Raw genomic sequence first — 18,537 nt, forward strand, 5'->3', positions numbered from 1 at the left:
ATTGATGAATAGCTCATGTTTGCGATCGAGGCTATAGCTTCAGTTAGATTTGTAGTGGATGGAGAACACGTCGTTATCTGCACCCTGAGTGCGATCGCTTGTTTGCTCAATTTCTACCTCTGTTTGGAATCGGCACGCCAAGCCTTTCAACAGCCCCTTCACCATTGGTGCCAACCCTTGCCGGTGAGAGTAATAGTGAAGTTCCATACTATTTTCGGAGTTGTCAGTACACTGAAACGAAGGCGGTTGAAGCTGGGGAAAATTCAACCCTACGCGGGCGTGGAGGTTGTCGAGGTTTGCCAGAAACTCCCGCAGGTTATCTCCCGCCAGATCGAGGATTTGGGCGTAGCCTTCGGAAGCGGTATAAATTACCCAATATTCCCCGAAAGCCTGTAAAATCTCGTCTGGGCTCATTCCTAGCACTTCGCTGGCGGAGTCTACTAGCCGGTGAGTCAAATCGTCTGGATAAGCTTCCATTGTCATGAAAAAGTCAATGTCTACATCTGCTTTCTCTTTGATGGTTTCCCAAGTCTCTTCTCCGAAGCGAGAACAAACCATTTCTTCGATCGCTTTGTTAACTAAACCGTACATACACTGCTCCTGTTTATTATAGTTGTGTTTGTTTATACTGGAATTCAACAGACGGGAATTTTAATATTTGGGACTTTCAAACTAGCGATCGCGCCGCAAAGCCACCCTATATTGTATCAAAAAATATATGGAATGTTGCAAAATTCCCTGACAATCGATTGTGACAGCCGAGAATGTCACAAGCAATTAATATAACTTAAACTCTGATTGGGGGTTTTCCTAAAGTTAGAGACGATCGCTCTTTCCTAATCCTAGCTGCTAAAAAATGTTCAAATCCTTAGAACTTGCGTTTAAATGCCTAAATTTTATCTATCTTAAGTTGTGGAAATTGAGGTTCGAGGATAGGAGGGGTGTAGATACGGGCTTCCTAGATGAGGGCTAATGTTATTTAACTGTCGATCGCCGCACCTTTTAATTGAGAATTCAATAGGCTTGGGTTAAGATTGTCATTGCGAAGTACGAAGCAAAATAAGAGTGTTTTTTTTCAGGGATTTTCCCTGTCGGAATCTCTTATGCCAAGCCCAATATGGTTCACTTAGGATCGAAAACTTAATAACTCAAGCACCTCCTACAGTCCTCTCTCCTGTAAGTTGCGAGACAAAAGGAGGCAGAGCAGAGCCTATCTACGTTACCAGAGCCTGGTAACAAGCAATTATGCCGATCGGCTTAACGATACTTAACTCGCTCCAAATTTTTATAGATTTACGATGAGGGGCGAGAGGGTGAGGGAAGGGGACTTTTTACACAAAAACATGACTAATTTTTTTGATAGTCGATAGTTAGAGATTTTAAAGGCGATCGCACTTTGTAGCTCATCTAATTCTCAAGGCTAGATTAAACCCGCAACACAAGCTACCACTCTATATTAAAATAGCGCAAAATCTCGATCGGGTGCTGCAATGAAAGCTAAAAATTTCCCACAATTAGCATTACTATCGCTGGTGTGTGTCGCCTGCGTGCAAAACCCCTTGGCACAAGCACCCGCCGCGTCGTCCGCACCCAATACCCCAACTTCTGCGCCAATTCAGACTCCACCCATTTCACCGCCTACTCAAACACCAATAGCACAAGAACCCGCCGCATCGCCCGCACCCAATACTCCAACTCCTACGCCAATTCAGACTCAATCTCCAAAACCAAGTCCGACTCAAACGAGTTTAGAGGTTGCCCAAAAACCTACAAATTTCCTGCCACCTACGCAAACTTACGACCTCCGGGTTATAACTAACCAACTATGGGGACGGCTGACAAAAATTACCTTTGGTGAAAATAGCATTATAGTGACTATGGCGATTACAAATGGTCGTCAGGAAGTTGTCAGGCTTAACGTTAAAGATGGTATATATCTCGAAGACAACACATCCTATAACGTCCGATATAATTTATTACCTCCCTCTAATAATACCGAAATTATGATTAAACCAGGCACTACGCTCAAAGGGCAGTTTGTATTCGTAGGTTGGTTAGCACCCGGAGCTACTCACCTGTCGCTAAAGTCAAGTTTCCCTTGCTCTTCTGAGGGAAAAAATGGAAAAGAAATTCAACAATGTTCAGGTATCAGCTTCAATATTCCAATTAAGAGGTAATTGATAAATGAAAAAGCTAATTAGCTTGATTAATACTACGATAATCTCATCATTGCTTTTCGCGACCTCATCCTCTCATTTGGCTGCCAGTAAACCCGCAAAAGTCGATACTGTTGAATCAGAATCAACAGCAGTTACAACCTTAGAAGTAATACCAATTGCTCCAACTACAATAAAAGTTGAAATTATTGCTCAGACTACAGTAAAAGTTGAGAATATCACCGCGAATCTAACTGCGACAGAGGAGCAGCTACCAACTCAAATAACAACCGAGACTGTCAAAAAGATTGAAACAGAGTTGAAGGCCGAAAAAGTATCTGAAGGCATCAGAATTAATGTACCAGAAACTATTTTATTTGATTTTGACAAATATAACGTCCGTGCCAAAGCTAAACCCACTCTCGCCAAGATCAATCTGCTGCTGAGACATTACAAAAACGCCCAAATTTTAATCAACGGACACACCGACAACCACGGGGCAGATTCCTATAATCTCGAACTTTCCCAGAAGCGAGCCGCAGCGGTAAAATATTATTTTATCAACGTTTTTAAGGTGCAGAATACCCGAATGCAAACTAAAGGGTACGGCCAAACTAAACCGATTACTCCTAATAATCGTTTAGACGGCTCAGACAACCCGGTGGGGAGGGAGAAAAACCGCCGCGTTGAATTAATTATTAAAACATAGCAATTAGATTTTTTTACCGCAGATGCACGCAAATTAACGCTGATAAAGAGGGAATTTATAATGGTTTAATCTGTTGTTAAAATCCCAAATCCATTTTAGCAGCTTCTGCCTCGGCAAATACTTGTTCGTCGGGCATTTCTTGCCAGTCAATATCCCCGATTTCCCTGTAGAATTGCTCGTCGTAGGGACGAGTCTGCACGACTACCGGCATCGGTACGGCGTGCCCCAAAACTAATGCTTGCTGTTTCGAGTCTAGTTTCGACAAAACCGATCGCAAACTTTGGCCTCCTGAAACGCCGGTAAAGATAGCATCAATGTCCTTATCGTCGTTTAGCAAAGCAGTGATCCGGGTGCCGACTTGCGACATCACCTCGCCGTCGATACCGGAGGGACGCTGGTCTACAATTAGCAAAGTTACGAAGTATTTTCGCATTTCGCGGGCGATCGTACCGAAAATAGTCGATCGCACGATCGCCGGATCGAGAAAGCGGTGGGCTTCCTCAATGGTAATTACTAATGGTTGCGGGCGATCGCACGGATTCTTACTCTGCAAAAACTTCTCTGCTTTCTTCACGTAAGATGCGTGAATGCGCCGAGTAATCACATTTGCCGCCAACATATACGACAGCAAATCCGAGTGCGAACCAAACTCAATTACTACATTTTTCCCACTATCCAAACACTGCAAAACTTCTGTCACATAATTTTTTGGACAGCGTTGGCGAATGTATTTCAAATCATTCAAACGTTCTAATTTGCGCTGCAAAGCCATAATCGAAGATTTATTCCCCCGCTTTTCTTCGCAAAACATTTGGATGTCTTCATTCGTCATATCCAACAACTTATTTATCCAGCCGCTTCCCAATTCGTTACGCAAAATAATTGCATTTTCGATACTAGCTTCCGACAAATTCAACTCCCGCTGCACCAGCGAGATATCTTCCACTTCAATTTGATCGAAACTCAAAAACAACTCTTGAGCATCACGAACTCCCCGACGTTTTGTCGATTCTGGATCTAGCGTATAAATCTGAATTTTATCGGGAAACAACTGCCGCAAACCTTTAACAGTGCTAAATTGTTTTCCTTCGGAAACCGCTTCCCACCCGTACTCCGAGTGCATATCAAAAATTAGATTGACAGCAGCTTGCTTGCGAATAATTCCCGACAAAACCAAGCGCGTCAGAAAAGATTTACCCGTTCCCGACTTCCCAAAAACTCCGTTGCTGCGTTCCACAAATCGGTCTAAATCCAAGCACACAGGAACGTCCATATCAATCGGTTTGCCGATCGCAAAATTGCGACGGTACGGGTCATCTTCCCAGCCAAAAACCGCTCTAAAATCGCTTTCTTTAGCATCAAACACCTGGGAAAAGTGGCTGGGAATAGTTTTGACCGGCAACAGTTCCATATCTGCCCCGCTTTGCGCCTCAAAAGAACCCAAATTGCCTAACGCCGTCGCCTTTTCAGGGAATCCCTTGCTTTTGGGATCGAAGATTGCTTGAGATTTTTCTTTTTCTGCACTCAGCATTAACATCGGCGAAAGCTCGATCGTACCGTAGGTGCTGCTACCTGCGAGCACTGCGATCAAAAAATCGTCGTTGGGGTTGGGAGGGTTGGATAAAATGCGTCCGCTGGATGTTCCCAGAGACACGTCAGTTAGCATACAGAAAAAGTGCGATCGCACCCCCCGCACTACTAAAAATTTCCCCACCCTCATATCTTCCACCGAAACATCAGCGTGCAATCGCACTTCTAATCCCTTACTGAGGGAACCTTGAATCACAGATCCTAACGGTTTGTCATTAGTCATTGGTCAGTTGTCAGTTGTTAGTTGGCAGTTGTTAGTTGGCAGTTGTTAGTTGGCAGTTGTTAGTTGGCAGTTGGCAGTTGGTAGTTGGCAGTTGGCAGTTGGGGGTTGTTAGTTGTTAGTTGGTAGGGGCGGTACCCCCGTGCCCGCCCTCTTAGTTGTTAGTTGTTAGTTGTTAGTTGTTAGTTGTTAGTTGGGGGTTGTTAGTTGTTAGTTGGTAGGGGCGGTGTCCCCGTGCCCGCCCTCTTAGTTGTTAATTGTTAGTTGGTAGTTAGCAGTTGGTTAGTTATGAATGCCAAATGTCCACTGCTTTTTTCTCAAAGGCTTTCCTGTCAAATACCCAATGCTTTCGGGTCAAATGCTTTCGGGTCAAATAACAACTAACAAATAACAACTGCCAACTGCCAACTGCCAACTGCCAACTGCCAACTGACTAATTACCATTCCGATTCTAATGACGGTTCAAAACAACTCGGACTCAGCTCTACATCGGTCAAATCTGTTTCGCTCAAATAAGCGTCGGTCAAAGATACGCCCTTCAAATGTGCACCTTTCAGGTTAGCACCTTTCAGGTTAGCACCTCTGAGATTAACTCGGAATAAATGAGCGTCGCTCAAGTCTACCTCAGTTAAATCTGCTCCCTCCAAATTTACTCTCATCAAATCTGCTTTTCTGAGGTCTGCTTCGTTTAACTTAGCGCCGCTGAGGTCGGCTTTTGTTAAGTCTACACCTCTCAAGTCTGCCCCGCTCAAATTAGCGAACAGCAAAGTAGCTCCGGTGAAATCTGTCTCCCTCAAATCGGCATCGCTTAAATTAGCGCCGCTGAGGTCGGCCCTTGTTAAGTCTACACCCCGGAGGTCTGCAGAACTCAAGTTTACTTGGTGCAAAATGGCGCTGCTTAAATCGGCTCCTCTTAAATCTGTTCCCTCCAAGTTGGCACCTTTGAGGTAAGCTTTTTTTAAGCTAGCTCTGCTAAGGTCTGTATTTTTGAGATTGACCGAACTTAAGTTAGAATTGCTCAAATTAGCTCCGCTTAAATCCGATCCGTTTAAGTCGGCTCCGGTTAAGTTTACCCCTTGCAGCGATACATTGGGAGCAATTAAATAAGCTCCGCCGAGACGGAGGTCAATTCCTTCTGAAAACAATGTTTGGTTGCTGTAAACAGCTTTTTCTAAAATGGTAGAGATCAAACTGGCTTCCCTCAAATCTGCTCCGCTGAGGTTGGCTCCTGCTAAGTTTGCCCGATCGAGCTTTGCTCCAAATAAAATAGCTTTGTATAAGTTTGTCCGCCGCAAATCGGCTCCCTTTAAATCCGCTTCAGTCAAATCTACCATAATCAGATTTAATCCTGGGAGCGACGCATTGGGAGCCAGCAAAAATGCTCCCATTGCGGCTGGATTGATATCGTCAGGAAAAATTGTCCGGTTGTTGTATACGGCTTTGTCTAAAATCGCGCCGGTCATCTGAGCACCGCGCAAATCGGCTCCGCTGAGGTTGGTTCTGGTTAAGTTGGCTTGGAGGAGATTTGCTCCAACTAAATTGGCCTTGATCAAACTTGCGCCTTTGAGGTTGGCTTGATGGAGTTCGGCTCCTACCAGAGTAGCTTCTCGGAGGACAGCACCGGTCAAATCGGCTTTGGTGAGGTTGGCTACATTGAGCAGTGACTCAGTTAAATCCGCCCCACTGAGATTTGCGCCGGTCATATCTGCTTCGATCAGGTCTGCATACCTGAGAATAGCGCCTTTGAGGTTGGTTTCTCGGAGGTCAGTGCCTCTAAGGTTGGCTCCTCGGAATTCCGCACCGCTAAGGTTGGTGCCTTTAAGCGCTTGTCCCCGGAGGTCGAGCCGGTGCAGAAAGTCACCAACGTTCATGTCCATCTCAAATTCGCTCTCTTTAAATGCTGAACCTAGCTTGACATTCCCAGGCATGAATCGGGAATAGCCGAAAAACTATAAATTGTTTGGGGTTGAAGCTTGGCGCAGGCGGACGCGACTTGTGCTAGGGGGAAGGTTTCTCGATCGATCCCTACTTGCAGGGTTTTGAGCGGGTCTCCACCGGAGGAAACCAGGAATTCTAATGTTTGCAAATTGGGATCTTTGCTGATGGATTGAAGAATTTGCCCGATCGCCTTGACATAAGGATGGTTTTGGTCTTTGTACCAGTCCGGGGCTGCGAGTCCGGCTTGATCGAAGCCGAGGTGAACTATCAGAGAGCCTTCTCCAAACAAAGCTACGCCCACCGGCCGCGCTTCTTCTTTCAGCACCAAATCTTGGCTGGCCGCCAATTCCCGCAGTTTTTCCAAGTGTCCGTACCGATTTTGGATGGCAGAATCTTCCTCTTTTCCATCTTCCCTCGAACCTCTTCCTTCTTCCTTCTTCCTTCTTCCTTCTTCCCTCGAACCTCTTCTTTCTTCCTTTGCTTCGTTCCACTGAATCGCCACTGTTACTAAATAAGTTTGCAGCAGCATATGACCGAGTTTTTCGGCTTTTGTTGCCAAATAAATCGAGTTGTAATCTGTGGCTTCTATCAGTAACGGGACGCGATCGGCTACTTCAATGCCGTAACCTTTCAAACCAGCAATTTTGCGTGGGTTGTTGGTAATCAACCGAATTTTTTGCACCCCCAAATCGTTGAGCATTTGCGCTCCAATGCCGTAGTTGCGAAGATCGGCAGGAAAGCCCAACCGCTCGTTAGCTTCTACGGTATCGTATCCCAAATCTTGCAGCGAGTAAGCTTTTAGTTTATTGACCAATCCAATGCCCCTACCTTCTTGGCGCAAGTAAACTACGACACCAGAACCAACATTTTCGATCATTTTCAGCGCTGCTTGTAGCTGCATCCGACAGTCGCAGCGCAGTGAACCCAAAGCATCGCCGGTCAGACATTCCGAATGCACTCGCACCATCACGGGTTTGTCCTTAAATTCTGCGGGGTCGCCCTTGACAATAGCAACGTGTTCTGAATCGTCTTGAGTGTCGCGGTAGGCATAAATCATGAAATTGCCGAATTCTGTGGGCAATTTGGCGACTGTTTCGCGGCGGACAAACCGATCGTACTTGAGTCGGTAGCTAATTAAGTCAGCAATGCTGATGATTTTGAGGTTGTAGGTTTTAGCGTACTCGATTAATTCCGGCAACCTCGCCATCGAACCGTCGGGGTTTTGAATTTCGCAGATGACACCGCTGGGATAGAGGCCAGCGAGTCTGGCGAGGTCAACCGAGGCCTCGGTGTGGCCGGCGCGTTTGAGAACGCCACCGTCGATCGCCCGCAGCGGGAAAATGTGACCGGGACGGCGCAAGTCTTGAGGTTTAGTGTCCGGGTGAATCGCAACTTGGATGGTGCGGGCGCGGTCTTCGGCGGAGATGCCGGTACTGACGCCGTTAACTGCATCGATGCTGACAGTGAAGGCTGTTTGATTGTTGTCCGTGTTTTTGCTGACCATCAGGGGCAGTTCCAGGCGATCGAGCCTGTCGCCACTCAAGGCCAGACAAATCAAACCCCGGGCGTTCACTGCCATAAAATTGATATTGTCGGGAGTGGCGAATTGGGCGGCACAAATCACGTCGCCTTCGTTTTCGCGATTTTCGTCATCGACTACTACCACCATCCCGCCTGCTTTCATGTCTGCGAGGGCGCTGTCGATTGAATCAAATTGAAATTGAGTTGAGGTGTTGTTGTAGGACACTGAGAGTTCAAGCTATAAACAGTATTGTTATCGAAATAGAATGTATGTTTGATTGTAACCTTTTGTTTCCGGCGCGGTCGTTGCCGGAGCTAAATTAATTTAGCACCATTTTATCGCTTACATACTATAAACATTGCTATTTGTCAATCAAAAAATGACCCAAGTATTTCATCAGGTCAACTAATATCGCGAAGATTTTAGACAAACCGTACTTGCCAACTCTTAATTACCTAATTTGGAACACACCTTTTTCACTCACAAATTATCGAAAATTCTCTGCGTCGATCGGGGTCAATCTGCCTTTGATCGGCGCTTGATGTATTAATCGAGGACTTATGCAATACAAATCTAATATCGATTGTCTTGATGCGAAAACCGCAGATAATTGCAGATAAACACAGATAATTTTGAGATTGTTTTTGACTGAATGGAAAAAAACTAATGTTTCCCGACACAACCCTAGCGGTGGGAAGATTTAACGCTATAACGGTTCGATCGCGTGGTGAGGTATGCCCTGCGCGGGCCAATGCCCCATTCCCCATGCCCTATGCCCAATCCCGGATAGTAACTCATACCAGAGCACAGAAAGGCTATAAATACAATTGCCGCAGGTCAAGTGTAGTGGGACAATATTGAAATCCGTTCCCATTGTCGCCATCATGAATAACTGGCCCAAGTTCCTTCCCTATCCTGCATCATGGGCAAAAGGGTTTGCCTTAAGCATTGGCTTTTGGCTGATTATTTGGGTGCTGCTGCCTAGATATTATTACTACTACAGATTTAACACAGCGTACTGGCGCAGCATCAGCAATTCTGATTTTGAAGGTGCGATCGCCTTTGCTTGGTTGTGTCAGATACCGTTATTTGCTTTCTACCATTGGGGCTTAAGTAAATTTGCTGAGTGGGTGGAAATCCGCCGCCACAGTCACTCGCCGACAGCAACAGTATCGGCTTGGCTGCACTGGAGGGAAGGCATTATCGCATTTGCTACGCTGCCTGCTGCTATTGTTATGGGAATTCCGGCGATCGCCCTTTTCATGGTGCCGATGGCAAATTCTTCGGGCGAGATTGTTGCTTTAATTCTAGGAAGCGCGATCGCATCTACTTATTTGTATCACTTCCACTTTGCCAAGCGAATCAAAATTCTGGTCAAATTCCTCGGAATTTTCTATAGCTATTTGCTAAAGATATTGGAAATTCTGTTTGTGCCAATTCTGACTGGTACTCCATTTTTTTTACTAACTATTGTCACGGCCGAAATAGTGCCAATAAAGCTACTGCCGCTGACAACTTTTCTGTTAGTTGTTTGCGTATTTTGGAGCGGTATAGTTGGATATGCAGTTTGGCATCATTGGTCGGCGCATTTGCTTAATTGGGCTGCGACATGGTGGCCCGCTGACTCTCCCGGATACAGTCACATTCAAGCTAGAAAAAGTTGGAAACACAATCAAACAGCAGCGAGTCAATCTTTTGTTCGCCATACAACGAGTTGGCATTTAGCTGCTAATGATGCTACCTATCTAATTTATTTCAATCTGATCGCGATCGTATTTGGTGCGATCGGTTATCGGATGTTTGGAGAACCTTCAGAATGGTTAAAAGCAGAAGAACAGATTTTAGGATATATCGTGGCGCTAGTTTGGGTTGTGCTGTGGCATTTCTGGGGTTCGCGTCGCGAAGTAGAAATTGCTAGGGGTCAGCCATCAGTTAAAACTTCAGCTAAAAGGCGATCGTCCAATGCTAATTTATCCGATCCAGATCCAGTTGAAGTCGAACTCAACCAGCTTGCAGCCGAGTTGGGCAATACTCGGATGAGGCCTGTCAGAAAGTCAACTTCACCACCTCAAAAGCGATCGTCACCAACGAACAAGCCCAAACCAGAACAGGCTCAATGGTACGTATTCCGCAGCGGTAAAGCCGAGGGGCCTTATACGAAAAAGCAATTGCGAGATGTGCAGAAGATTACCGATCGCACCAAAGTACGGCTGGGCGCAGCCGAGTGGCAGCGCGCGGGTGAACTTCCAGAATTAGCGACATATCTCACTCTAAAATAAAGCGCGTGACAGTTCGTAGTGCGGACTTCAGTCCGCTCCATTTCGCGGACTAAAGTCCAATACGGTTCACTTAAGAAAGATCCCCCCTAACCCCCCTTAAAAAGGGGAGTAGGGGGTGGGACAAGAATACCCTCAAAGTCCCCCTTCTTAAGGGGGATTTAGGGGGATCTCCGGGGCATAAATATGTTAAGTGAACCGTATTGGACTAAAGTCCGCACTACGAACCAATCTGAAGAAACACCCTTGATTGCGAGTAATTAACCAAACTTGGATAACAAAAAAACTAATGAGCGATGACCGACGAGAATTAATTAGAATTGGAATTTGAGTCATAACCAACAGCGCATTTCCCCTGTTGAGTGGGGTTGGGAGTTGGGTTAATTGCTACTTTAGAAACGGCATCTTTTTCCTGAATCCATCCGATTTCTCCCGCTTGCAGTTTGGCGATTTCTACTGCAACTGTTGGCTTAATATCCGGCGAAGGCGAGGGACTGGCCGCAGCGGGAGATGGACTGATTGTTGGTTGGGAAACAGTAGAGAAATCTTTATTTGATTTTGGTTTGGGAGAGTTCGACGGCACTATTGCAGGCAGCGAACAAACTTTTAATTCCAGCCAATTGCCTTGAGGCGTAAGCTGTTTGTTTGTCACCTGCAAAACGCTGCCTGCAGGGACTGTTCCTTTGACAGTCAACTCACCGATTGCCGATCGCAAATCCAAGCGATCGCCCGAAGCGCCCAATTCCCCACTACCAGAATTTTTGAGTTCTACAAAGGAGCCTTTTTCTAAATAATTGAGTTCAGAAGATACTGGTTGAACAGTTTTCTCCGGTTCGCTTCTAGCATTAATTAAACCGCGTTTACCGAAAATCGACTCCCCGGCAGTATCGATCGCCCGACCCACCGGAGGAATGAAAAAATAAGCAAATACACCTCCCAAACCTAACAAAAAAACTATTTTTACTAACAGCGAAAATAGACTTTTGCCTCTGTCTGGCGGCTGTATTAACTGCGTTTTTAGTTGAGAATTAGCCTCGATCAGGGCTGTGCTGCCGGTCAAATCGGTGGGCATATCTTCGGCATCGGGCATTAGTTCGATCGGCACATCTAAAGGTGCGACAGACAATTCTGTCAAAGTATTGCCATTGTCCTTCAAATGTGCTTGACAGTGAATTAAAGCCACGGTGACGTTATCGTGACCGTTTTTGGTATTAGCAATCTCGATCAGTCGATCGCGCGCCTTCGCCACATTAATGCTACCGTCGAGAATTGGCAAAATTTCCGCTTCCCAACATTCCTCAACCCGGTCTTTATCGCTCAAACCGTCGGAGCACAGCAGAAAAACGCAATCCTCATCCACCGGAAATCGCTGCACTGTCGGGTGCAGAGTGTTGGAGGAAGTAATGCCCAAAGCTTGAATCAGAGCCCCGGCGGCGACTTGTTCCAAAGCATCGCGGTATAGCGAATAACCCAAACGCACCTCACGACAAGCTACATCGTCATCGAGAGTAACTTGATAGCAGCCGGTGCGGGTAATCCAGTAAGCCCGACTGTCTCCGACGTGGGCGACGTAGACTTCGTGAATGTGAGCTAAACCCATGACTAGGGTAGTGCCCATTCGCTGGCGGCCTTGGCGGTTTTCGCTGTCGTTGCGACTGGCTATCTTGTCGTTAGCGGCACAGGCGGCCCGTTCGAGCTTGGAAGTCAGGCTCAGCGGGTCCCAATTAGCTTGATGCAGGGGAAGAAGCTGCAATTTTTCCTGAAGTACAGCAATCGCCAATTCCGAAGCGACTTCGCCGCCGTCTTGTCCGCCGATACCGTCGCAGACGATCGCGCAAGCCGACGCGCCGGGGAGTCCGGCAAATACCGTACCATCCGGCGGATAGCAAGCATCTTCGTTATGAGCCCGGGCTCGGCCCACATCAGTGCCCGTAGCAATCTCAATGTGACGATCGTAAAATCGGCCGGATTTTGCCAGAGCTTTATCCAACTGGCCCATGAGTTGTTCGCCTTGGCGCACTTGACCGGCGACCATTTGCTGGCAAAGTTGCCTCAAAAAATTGGCAATCGTGGGGTCAGCATCATCGATCCACTGCTGCCACAATTTGCCCAACTGCGACAAATTAGGCGGTTTGCGATCGGGCTGCAATTCCAGAAACCTGACTAACTGGCCCGACACCAGCAACAGTTCGGGAGTCAGCAGGGTGGAAGCCACGCCCTGAGCCATACAAGGCTGCCACAACTTGGCAATTTGCCACAGCCAATTGAGCTGTCGCATGGCGGAGGCTCCTTTCCAGGAGTCCGCCAATTCCGGCATTAAAGATTCCGTCACCTTCACAATAGGCGCGTTTTCCAGCAGCCAGATATCTCCTGAGAGTTTGCTCGTCTGGGACGATATCAGCCCGTATACTTGAGGTACGTGCAACTGATAGGCAAACAATCTCAAATAAGGAACGATCGCGCTCGGAATCTCTTCGGGCAGTTCCGGCAACTGTTCGGGTTGAGTATCGACAAGAAGCCGATCGCGCTTGACCAAATAGCGACCTCCGATTAGATCGCCTGGTTTACACGCTTTGATCCCTTCACCTACAGCCCACAGGTAGTGTTTTGGCATAGAGTTTTGCATAAGGGTTCCTGACGCCTTTGGGCCGTGCCGATCTGAACTATTTTAGCCCTTGAATCTCGACAGGTTGATATGTGGCGATTATATGACACTCCCGTTTTTTGTGCAGAGGGAGATTCTTAAGACTTTGCAGTCCTAATTTCTTGTTTTTTTTGGTTCCCAGGCTCATCACTTTTGCACTTTTGTGTGCGCGGCGATATTTTCTGAAAATTTTTTAGTTTTGACTTTCGCTTTGTACTCAAAGCAACAGTCTACCATTTTGTTGACCCCCGGATAAATCTGGCGATCGGCTTTCAGGAATCGACGCTGGCGCGACACCAGCCCAGGTCAGGATATTGCTGAGACTGACAGCCGACGAAGCAATCGCAGCCCTCAAGCTAATTGAGATTTTAGACGAACTCTGATGCTAGGATGCAGATATAGGCTTTTGAAATCTCATATGAGTTACTATGCGGCAAACCGGGCATTGGCCAAACAGGGCATACCTCACTACGCGATCGAACCGCTATACGTAGAAATACCCTGAGCTTTTAGCTATAAATAAACACATATTCTCGGTTTGGTCTATCTGGCGATCGGTGCCTTGTAGCCGAGCGCGGGCAAGTCAAGTTAAATTTAACCTGAGCCTGAGACGCATACAATCCCGCCCAGATTCATCCGTGGAATCAATTTCTAAGCGAAAATCTAAAATCTAAAATCTAAAATCAACTGACCGACAATCAGTAAGCTGTTAAATTTTTAACCATGCCCCTACATGAGTCCAGCGCCTTTGGCGATAATTTACGCGATCCGAAGCTGCTACCTCCTGTTGAGGTAGACGAAATGCTGACTAGGATTCAGCATTCTCACGGTTTTTATTACAAAGTGATGAATCTTGAAGTTTGGGCGCTGGTGGAAACCTTGGATCAGATGTTTCCCGGCGCTTGGGGTCAGTTTATGACTAACCGCCAACTTGCAGTAAAGCAGTTTTTGGCTCGCGATCCCAATTGTGCGATCGATCCGAATGACAGTGGGAAAGACGCAGAAACCAAGGGAACTGAAGAATAAGGATCGGGAAAATTCGGCGTAATCGCAGCAGTGCGGGAATGGGATTGTCAAGAATTTAACGGCTCAATGTTGAGGTTGGAGGGGAGAAAGAAGAGGAAATGGGGATGATTTTTCCCATCAGACTCTCTCCCACTCTTCCCTCTCCCCCAATCGCTATTGCACCCTTTCCCCCTCTCCGACTTTCCCCTTAGAGGTGAATTTTGGCATCAACACGGGGAAGTCCCATGCTGTAGTTGACAGCGCGGCTGTTGAGGTTGTAGCTGATTTGGCCTTTCTGTAAGAACGATCGCACCAAATGCTCCAATTCCGAACCAATCCGGCGGAGGTTGTACTCTGTCAAGTCTTCGCCCTCGTAGGAGTCTACGAGTTGGTCGAATTTGGCATATACCTGCTTGACTGACTCGTCGTTCCAGTTGAGTTCGTTGTCCGGGTCAATGTCGATCGTCAAAAGGTCATTGCTGGGTACGAGTTCGTTGTCTTCGAGGATGGCGGTATAAATGCGAATATGGCGGGTTGTGGACTTGAGCTGCATGAGTTCTGATGTGTAAAGATTTTTTGCTGAACTTATTGTAATGGCTAGGAGAGACGCGGGGAACTGGGGAAGAGGAGGATTGAACCGCGAAGGCGCAAAGGGCGCGAAGGAAGATAGGGGGAAAGGGGGAAAAGGGGCGATCGTCAATTTCTCGGAATCCCGAAATCTTTTAGTTGTTGGGCCGTCCAATTTTTGTAATATTCAGTTTTCTCTAGAGAATCGGAAGCTGGCTTCAGCTTAGAATTTACTTGCACAGTGAAGCCCGGATACGGCATCCTCCTAGTATAAAGCCCGTCAATATTAAAATCTTCTTCGGGATGAGTGTGAAAAGCTAGCAATCCCAACTCATAAATCTGAGTGTTTAATTTGTCCATCAATTCTTGAGTTTGTGGCGCACTAATCGCAGTTTTATCGGGATTAATTACTACCATTATTTCAAATTCGGAATTAGCAAATTCATGAATCGATTTCATGATAGTAGAATCTGCCTCAAACTGAGTCAGCGCTGAAAACCGCTCGATTTTGAATAAAATTTGATTTGCCAAGCGTGCTTTTTTAGTGAAGGGACAAATCGGTAAATCGCTGAAAACTGGATGCGGTAACTCGACAAACTCCGTCATCCATCGGAGGGTAGATTCTATAATTTCTTTGTCCGATTCATTCATCGAAAATTTATATATTTGACATTTCACACTAATCATACTCTATTTGTAGGCTCGGCATTGCCAGCATTGCCAGTAGGCGGTTAAAACCGCTACTACACAAACAAAGTCCGCCTACGCGGACTAAAGAATAAAGCAATTATTAAAGCTGGATTTAGGATAAATTATTCAGTCCTATGCAAGAGGACTTTAACTATGAGGCAGGGGTTTAAACCCCTGCCGGACTTCGGGAAATATCGTGGAAAATTGGCACCAATACATTGCCCACCTGGCTCTTTAATATTGGCGATCGAATTTATTCGTGAATTGTCCCATCTGGCATAATTGCACCTGCGAGTTGTGCATTGTCCAGATTTGCTCCAACCAGTTTAGCTTCCTTTAGGTTAGTTTTTTCTAAGTTTGCATAGCTCAAATTTGCCCCACACAAGTTTGCAGAAGTTAAGTCTGCTTCACTTACGTTTGCTCCATGTAGGTTAACCCCAGACAGATTAAACCCACTCAAGTTTTGCCCGCTCAGATTAACGCTCTGTAAGTTTACCCCAATCAAATTTACCCCTGTGAGGTTAGCACCATCCAAGTTAGCGCCTAAACAGTTTGCCCCACTCAAACTTGCTCCACTTAAGTTAATCCCAATCAACTTGGCATAACTTAAGTTTGTGCCAGTTAAATTTACCCCACTCAAATTCATGCCACTCAGGTTAACTCCTTGAAGGTTTACCCCAGTCAAACTTACCCCTGTTAAGTTAACACCACTAAGGTTTGCACCACTAAGGTTGACTTTAGTTACCTTCGCTTGACTTAAATCGGCTCCTGTCAGGTTAACATTAGGTAGATTTGCTTGAGTTAAGTTAGCTCTACTGAGGTTTGCTGTAGTCAGGTTTGCGCTATCTAACTTTGCTTGGCTTAAGTTAGCTATACTCAAATTTGCCTGAATTAGTCTTGCGGAATACAATATTACCTTGGTTAAGTTAGCCCCACTTAAATTAACTTCAATTAAATCAGCATTTAGCAAGTTTGTTGAGTTTAAATTAGCGCCTTGCAAGTTAGCTCCGATCAAATTTACCCCAGTCAATTTGGCATTTGCTAGATTGGCATGGCTCAAGTTTGCTTGACTTAGACTGACATTAGAGTCGAGAGTTTTGCCACTTAGATCCACTCCCGCTAGGTTAATCCCTGTAAAATCTCGTTCTCCGTCTTTATACCGTTTCCAAAATTCCTCAGCAGTAACAGCAGCTTCTTGACTTTTTCGACTAGAATTATCAGTTATTTTGTCAGCATCAGATTCCACAGTATCCGCATTTACAGGAGTAGCAGCCGGCTGTTCTACCGATTCCTTAGATACTGGAATTGGTGTCTCCTCGATCGCCTCTTCGCGCAATAACCGATCCACCCGATCGCTAAACCGCCTCAAAACCTCAGCATCATCAACTTTCTCACCAACATCCGCGCTTTTCTCAACCGCATTCTCAACATAATACTTATCTACAAAACTTTGCAACCCAGCATTATATCCCTGTCCTACGGCCTGAAACCTCCATTCGCCATTCTTCTTATACAAACGTCCAAATTCCAAAGCCGTTTCTTGAGAAAATATCTGATTTAAATTGTACCGAACCAATTCGCTAAGATTCTCTGAATTGTAAAGCCGGATAAAAGCATTTGTAACTTGACTAAAACTTTGATTCTTTTGCTGTCCCTCGTGAATAGTCACAACAAAAAAAATTTCCTCAATTGCCGAATTGATTTTACTCAAATCCAGATAAACCGTCTCGTCATCTCCCTCTATTTGTCCATTCCTGCTGTCTCCTGAATGTCGCACCGCACCGTCCGGCGATGTCAGATTGTTGTAAAATACAAAATACTTTTCATCGGGAATGCGACCATCTGCCACTAACATAAAAACTGATGCGTCAATGTCGCAGTTTTGTGCTGTCTGGCTGACTTGCCAACCCAGGGCGATCGCAACTTTCTTGAAATCAGGAGCTTCTTTAGAAAGATTAAATCTGTCACCCTTTGTTAATTCAATAGTCATGTTCGATAATTACCTGATATTTTAAATTAGCGCTTTCCACATTTTAAGGGATTAGTTAAAGTAATAGACTTATTAAGAAGATATATAGCATTTCTCAAAAAGATGAGGTACTATCTGGGATTGGGCATGGGGCATGGGGCATGGGGCATGGGGCAAACAGGGCAAACAGGGCATGGGGCATTGGCCAAACAGGGCATTGGCCAAACAGGGCATTGGCCAAACAGGGCATTGGGCTATCCTCGCTTTTTTGATAACCGCTATATTTCGACGATCGCTCAAAAATCTTCTCCCTCTCTCCCTCTCCCTCTCCCTCTCTCCCCCTCTTTCCCCCTCTCCCCCTCTCCCCCTCTCTCAAGTTAGATACAAGCTTCTACAGGCGCGGATAAAAATTTGACATAAAAAAACCTCAAGCTGTTGTTTGGCAACATTTTGAGGATTTCAAGGCTCGATGCGATCGCAGAATCAACTATCTATTCTCAACAAATCATGATTGTTGACTCCGTTTTCGATCGGGCAAACACACGATCGAGCTAAAAATTTAGCTCTAAATGGTTTAGTAGCGACGAGAGGAGCGGTCGTTGTTGCCCCAGTTACCGCTGTTAGAAGAACCACGTTCTTCGCGGGGTTTTGCCTTATTGACTTTGAGGTCGCGACCCATCCACTCAGCACCGTCAAGAGCTTCAATGGCGGCAGTTTCTTCTGCTTCAGTAGACATTTCTACGAAAGCGAAACCGCGCATCCGACCTGTTTCACGGTCAGCAGGCACTTGAATGCGCTTGACTGTGCCGTACTCACCAAAAGTTTGGCTGAGGTGCTCCTGCGTTACTTCGTAGGATAAATTGCCGACATAGATTGACATTGAACATTCTCCAGAATCGAGGTTGTAGAGATTTAAATCCGGAGGAACGCCGATCGAACGAACTGTACTGCCGAAAATAAAGCTTTGTGAAAACAATCATAGCACCTATACCTGCAAACTGCAATTTTTTGAGCCGATCGATCCAAAAGAATGCCGCAAGCTTTTGGGCGAGACGAAAAACCGCGAATCTAGCAGGAAAAGCTGACCCTAAATTAATTGAATTATCCGGGTTTGCCAGGAGTTCCCGATAACGCCGTTCTTTCGGTGCGTCTGGGTCACAATTGCTAGGGCGAGAGAAGTTTTGACGAAAATAGAGCAACCGGGGATTGTGCCGTACTTGACTGCCTTGAAACCCGGTTCCTTAACAAAAA

Annotated in this window: 13 protein-coding genes; 4 read left to right on the forward strand and 9 right to left on the reverse strand. The window is 46.0% G+C overall.

Annotated features, from left to right (window positions below):
* Positions 1 to 39: 39 nt before the first annotated feature.
* Positions 40 to 591, reverse strand: a complete 552-nt coding sequence (locus QT998_RS01835; RefSeq protein WP_194070759.1) for a heme NO-binding domain-containing protein — start codon at positions 589 to 591, stop codon at positions 40 to 42.
* Between the two features lie 899 nt (positions 592 to 1,490).
* Here QT998_RS01835 and QT998_RS01840 point away from each other — a divergent pair.
* Both QT998_RS01840 and QT998_RS01845 read left to right on the forward strand, forming a co-directional pair.
* On the forward strand, positions 1,491 to 2,177 hold the full coding sequence (locus QT998_RS01840; RefSeq protein ID WP_333113356.1) for a hypothetical protein: 687 nt from the start codon (positions 1,491 to 1,493) through the stop codon (positions 2,175 to 2,177).
* Positions 2,178 to 2,184: 7 nt separating this feature from the next.
* Entirely contained in the window at positions 2,185 to 2,865 is a 681-nt protein-coding gene (locus tag QT998_RS01845) for an OmpA family protein (protein ID WP_333113354.1), read from the forward strand.
* A gap of 76 nt (positions 2,866 to 2,941) precedes the next feature.
* Here the strand turns inward: QT998_RS01845 and QT998_RS01850 are convergent, their stop codons facing one another.
* The 3 genes from QT998_RS01850 to ribBA form a co-directional block, all read right to left on the reverse strand.
* Complete coding sequence (locus QT998_RS01850; RefSeq protein WP_333113353.1) at positions 2,942 to 4,678, reverse strand: ATP-binding protein; 1,737 nt, start codon at positions 4,676 to 4,678, stop codon at positions 2,942 to 2,944.
* A gap of 434 nt (positions 4,679 to 5,112) precedes the next feature.
* The gene (locus tag QT998_RS01855; RefSeq protein ID WP_194070757.1) at positions 5,113 to 6,552 is read right to left on the reverse strand and encodes a pentapeptide repeat-containing protein; all 1,440 of its coding nucleotides are present in this window, start codon (positions 6,550 to 6,552) and stop codon (positions 5,113 to 5,115) included.
* A gap of 29 nt (positions 6,553 to 6,581) precedes the next feature.
* On the reverse strand, positions 6,582 to 8,297 hold the full coding sequence (gene ribBA, locus QT998_RS01860) for a bifunctional 3,4-dihydroxy-2-butanone-4-phosphate synthase/GTP cyclohydrolase II (protein ID WP_442921931.1): 1,716 nt from the start codon (positions 8,295 to 8,297) through the stop codon (positions 6,582 to 6,584).
* 722 nt (positions 8,298 to 9,019) lie between these two features.
* Here ribBA and QT998_RS01865 point away from each other — a divergent pair.
* Positions 9,020 to 10,414 (forward strand): DUF4339 domain-containing protein, encoded by a 1,395-nt coding sequence (locus tag QT998_RS01865; RefSeq protein WP_333113346.1) that lies wholly within the window; start codon positions 9,020 to 9,022, stop codon positions 10,412 to 10,414.
* A 307-nt stretch (positions 10,415 to 10,721) separates the two neighbouring features.
* Here the strand turns inward: QT998_RS01865 and QT998_RS01870 are convergent, their stop codons facing one another.
* On the reverse strand, positions 10,722 to 13,025 hold the full coding sequence (locus QT998_RS01870) for a PP2C family protein-serine/threonine phosphatase (RefSeq protein WP_333087738.1): 2,304 nt from the start codon (positions 13,023 to 13,025) through the stop codon (positions 10,722 to 10,724).
* Between the two features lie 753 nt (positions 13,026 to 13,778).
* On the opposite strand from QT998_RS01870, the gene QT998_RS01875 reads away from it, so the two are divergent.
* Positions 13,779 to 14,081, forward strand: coding sequence for a hypothetical protein (locus QT998_RS01875; RefSeq protein WP_194011901.1), 303 nt, complete (start codon positions 13,779 to 13,781; stop codon positions 14,079 to 14,081).
* 187 nt (positions 14,082 to 14,268) lie between these two features.
* Here QT998_RS01875 and QT998_RS01880 read toward each other — a convergent pair whose 3' ends face one another.
* From QT998_RS01880 to QT998_RS01895, 4 genes are all read right to left on the reverse strand, one after another.
* On the reverse strand, positions 14,269 to 14,613 hold the full coding sequence (locus QT998_RS01880; RefSeq protein ID WP_333113344.1) for an NAD(P)H-quinone oxidoreductase subunit M: 345 nt from the start codon (positions 14,611 to 14,613) through the stop codon (positions 14,269 to 14,271).
* A 143-nt stretch (positions 14,614 to 14,756) separates the two neighbouring features.
* On the reverse strand, positions 14,757 to 15,278 hold the full coding sequence (locus QT998_RS01885) for a hypothetical protein (protein ID WP_333087739.1): 522 nt from the start codon (positions 15,276 to 15,278) through the stop codon (positions 14,757 to 14,759).
* A gap of 292 nt (positions 15,279 to 15,570) precedes the next feature.
* Entirely contained in the window at positions 15,571 to 17,307 is a 1,737-nt protein-coding gene (locus QT998_RS01890; RefSeq protein WP_333113342.1) for a pentapeptide repeat-containing protein, read from the reverse strand.
* Positions 17,308 to 17,860: 553 nt separating this feature from the next.
* Entirely contained in the window at positions 17,861 to 18,166 is a 306-nt protein-coding gene (locus QT998_RS01895) for an RNA recognition motif domain-containing protein (RefSeq protein ID WP_194012852.1), read from the reverse strand.
* Positions 18,167 to 18,537 lie beyond the last annotated feature (371 nt).

Origin of the sequence: Microcoleus sp. S1D4, assembly GCF_036700765.1 — a bacterium.
Classification (GTDB): domain Bacteria; phylum Cyanobacteriota; class Cyanobacteriia; order Cyanobacteriales; family Microcoleaceae; genus Microcoleus.

What these genes read in the sequence shown, in the direction of transcription:
- QT998_RS01835 (WP_194070759.1), bottom strand. Translation starts at nt 591, where the DNA reads ATGTACGGTTTAGTTAACAAAGCGATCGAAGAAATGGTTTGTTCTCGC.
- QT998_RS01840 (WP_333113356.1), top strand. Translation starts at nt 1,491, where the DNA reads ATGAAAGCTAAAAATTTCCCACAATTAGCATTACTATCGCTGGTGTGT.
- QT998_RS01845 (WP_333113354.1), top strand. Translation starts at nt 2,185, where the DNA reads ATGAAAAAGCTAATTAGCTTGATTAATACTACGATAATCTCATCATTG.
- QT998_RS01850 (WP_333113353.1), bottom strand. Translation starts at nt 4,678, where the DNA reads ATGACTAATGACAAACCGTTAGGATCTGTGATTCAAGGTTCCCTCAGT.
- QT998_RS01855 (WP_194070757.1), bottom strand. Translation starts at nt 6,552, where the DNA reads ATGGACATGAACGTTGGTGACTTTCTGCACCGGCTCGACCTCCGGGGA.
- ribBA (WP_442921931.1), bottom strand. Translation starts at nt 8,297, where the DNA reads ATGAAAGCAGGCGGGATGGTGGTAGTAGTCGATGACGAAAATCGCGAA.
- QT998_RS01865 (WP_333113346.1), top strand. Translation starts at nt 9,020, where the DNA reads ATGAATAACTGGCCCAAGTTCCTTCCCTATCCTGCATCATGGGCAAAA.
- QT998_RS01870 (WP_333087738.1), bottom strand. Translation starts at nt 13,025, where the DNA reads ATGCCAAAACACTACCTGTGGGCTGTAGGTGAAGGGATCAAAGCGTGT.
- QT998_RS01875 (WP_194011901.1), top strand. Translation starts at nt 13,779, where the DNA reads ATGCCCCTACATGAGTCCAGCGCCTTTGGCGATAATTTACGCGATCCG.
- QT998_RS01880 (WP_333113344.1), bottom strand. Translation starts at nt 14,613, where the DNA reads ATGCAGCTCAAGTCCACAACCCGCCATATTCGCATTTATACCGCCATC.
- QT998_RS01885 (WP_333087739.1), bottom strand. Translation starts at nt 15,278, where the DNA reads ATGAATGAATCGGACAAAGAAATTATAGAATCTACCCTCCGATGGATG.
- QT998_RS01890 (WP_333113342.1), bottom strand. Translation starts at nt 17,307, where the DNA reads ATGACTATTGAATTAACAAAGGGTGACAGATTTAATCTTTCTAAAGAA.
- QT998_RS01895 (WP_194012852.1), bottom strand. Translation starts at nt 18,166, where the DNA reads ATGTCAATCTATGTCGGCAATTTATCCTACGAAGTAACGCAGGAGCAC.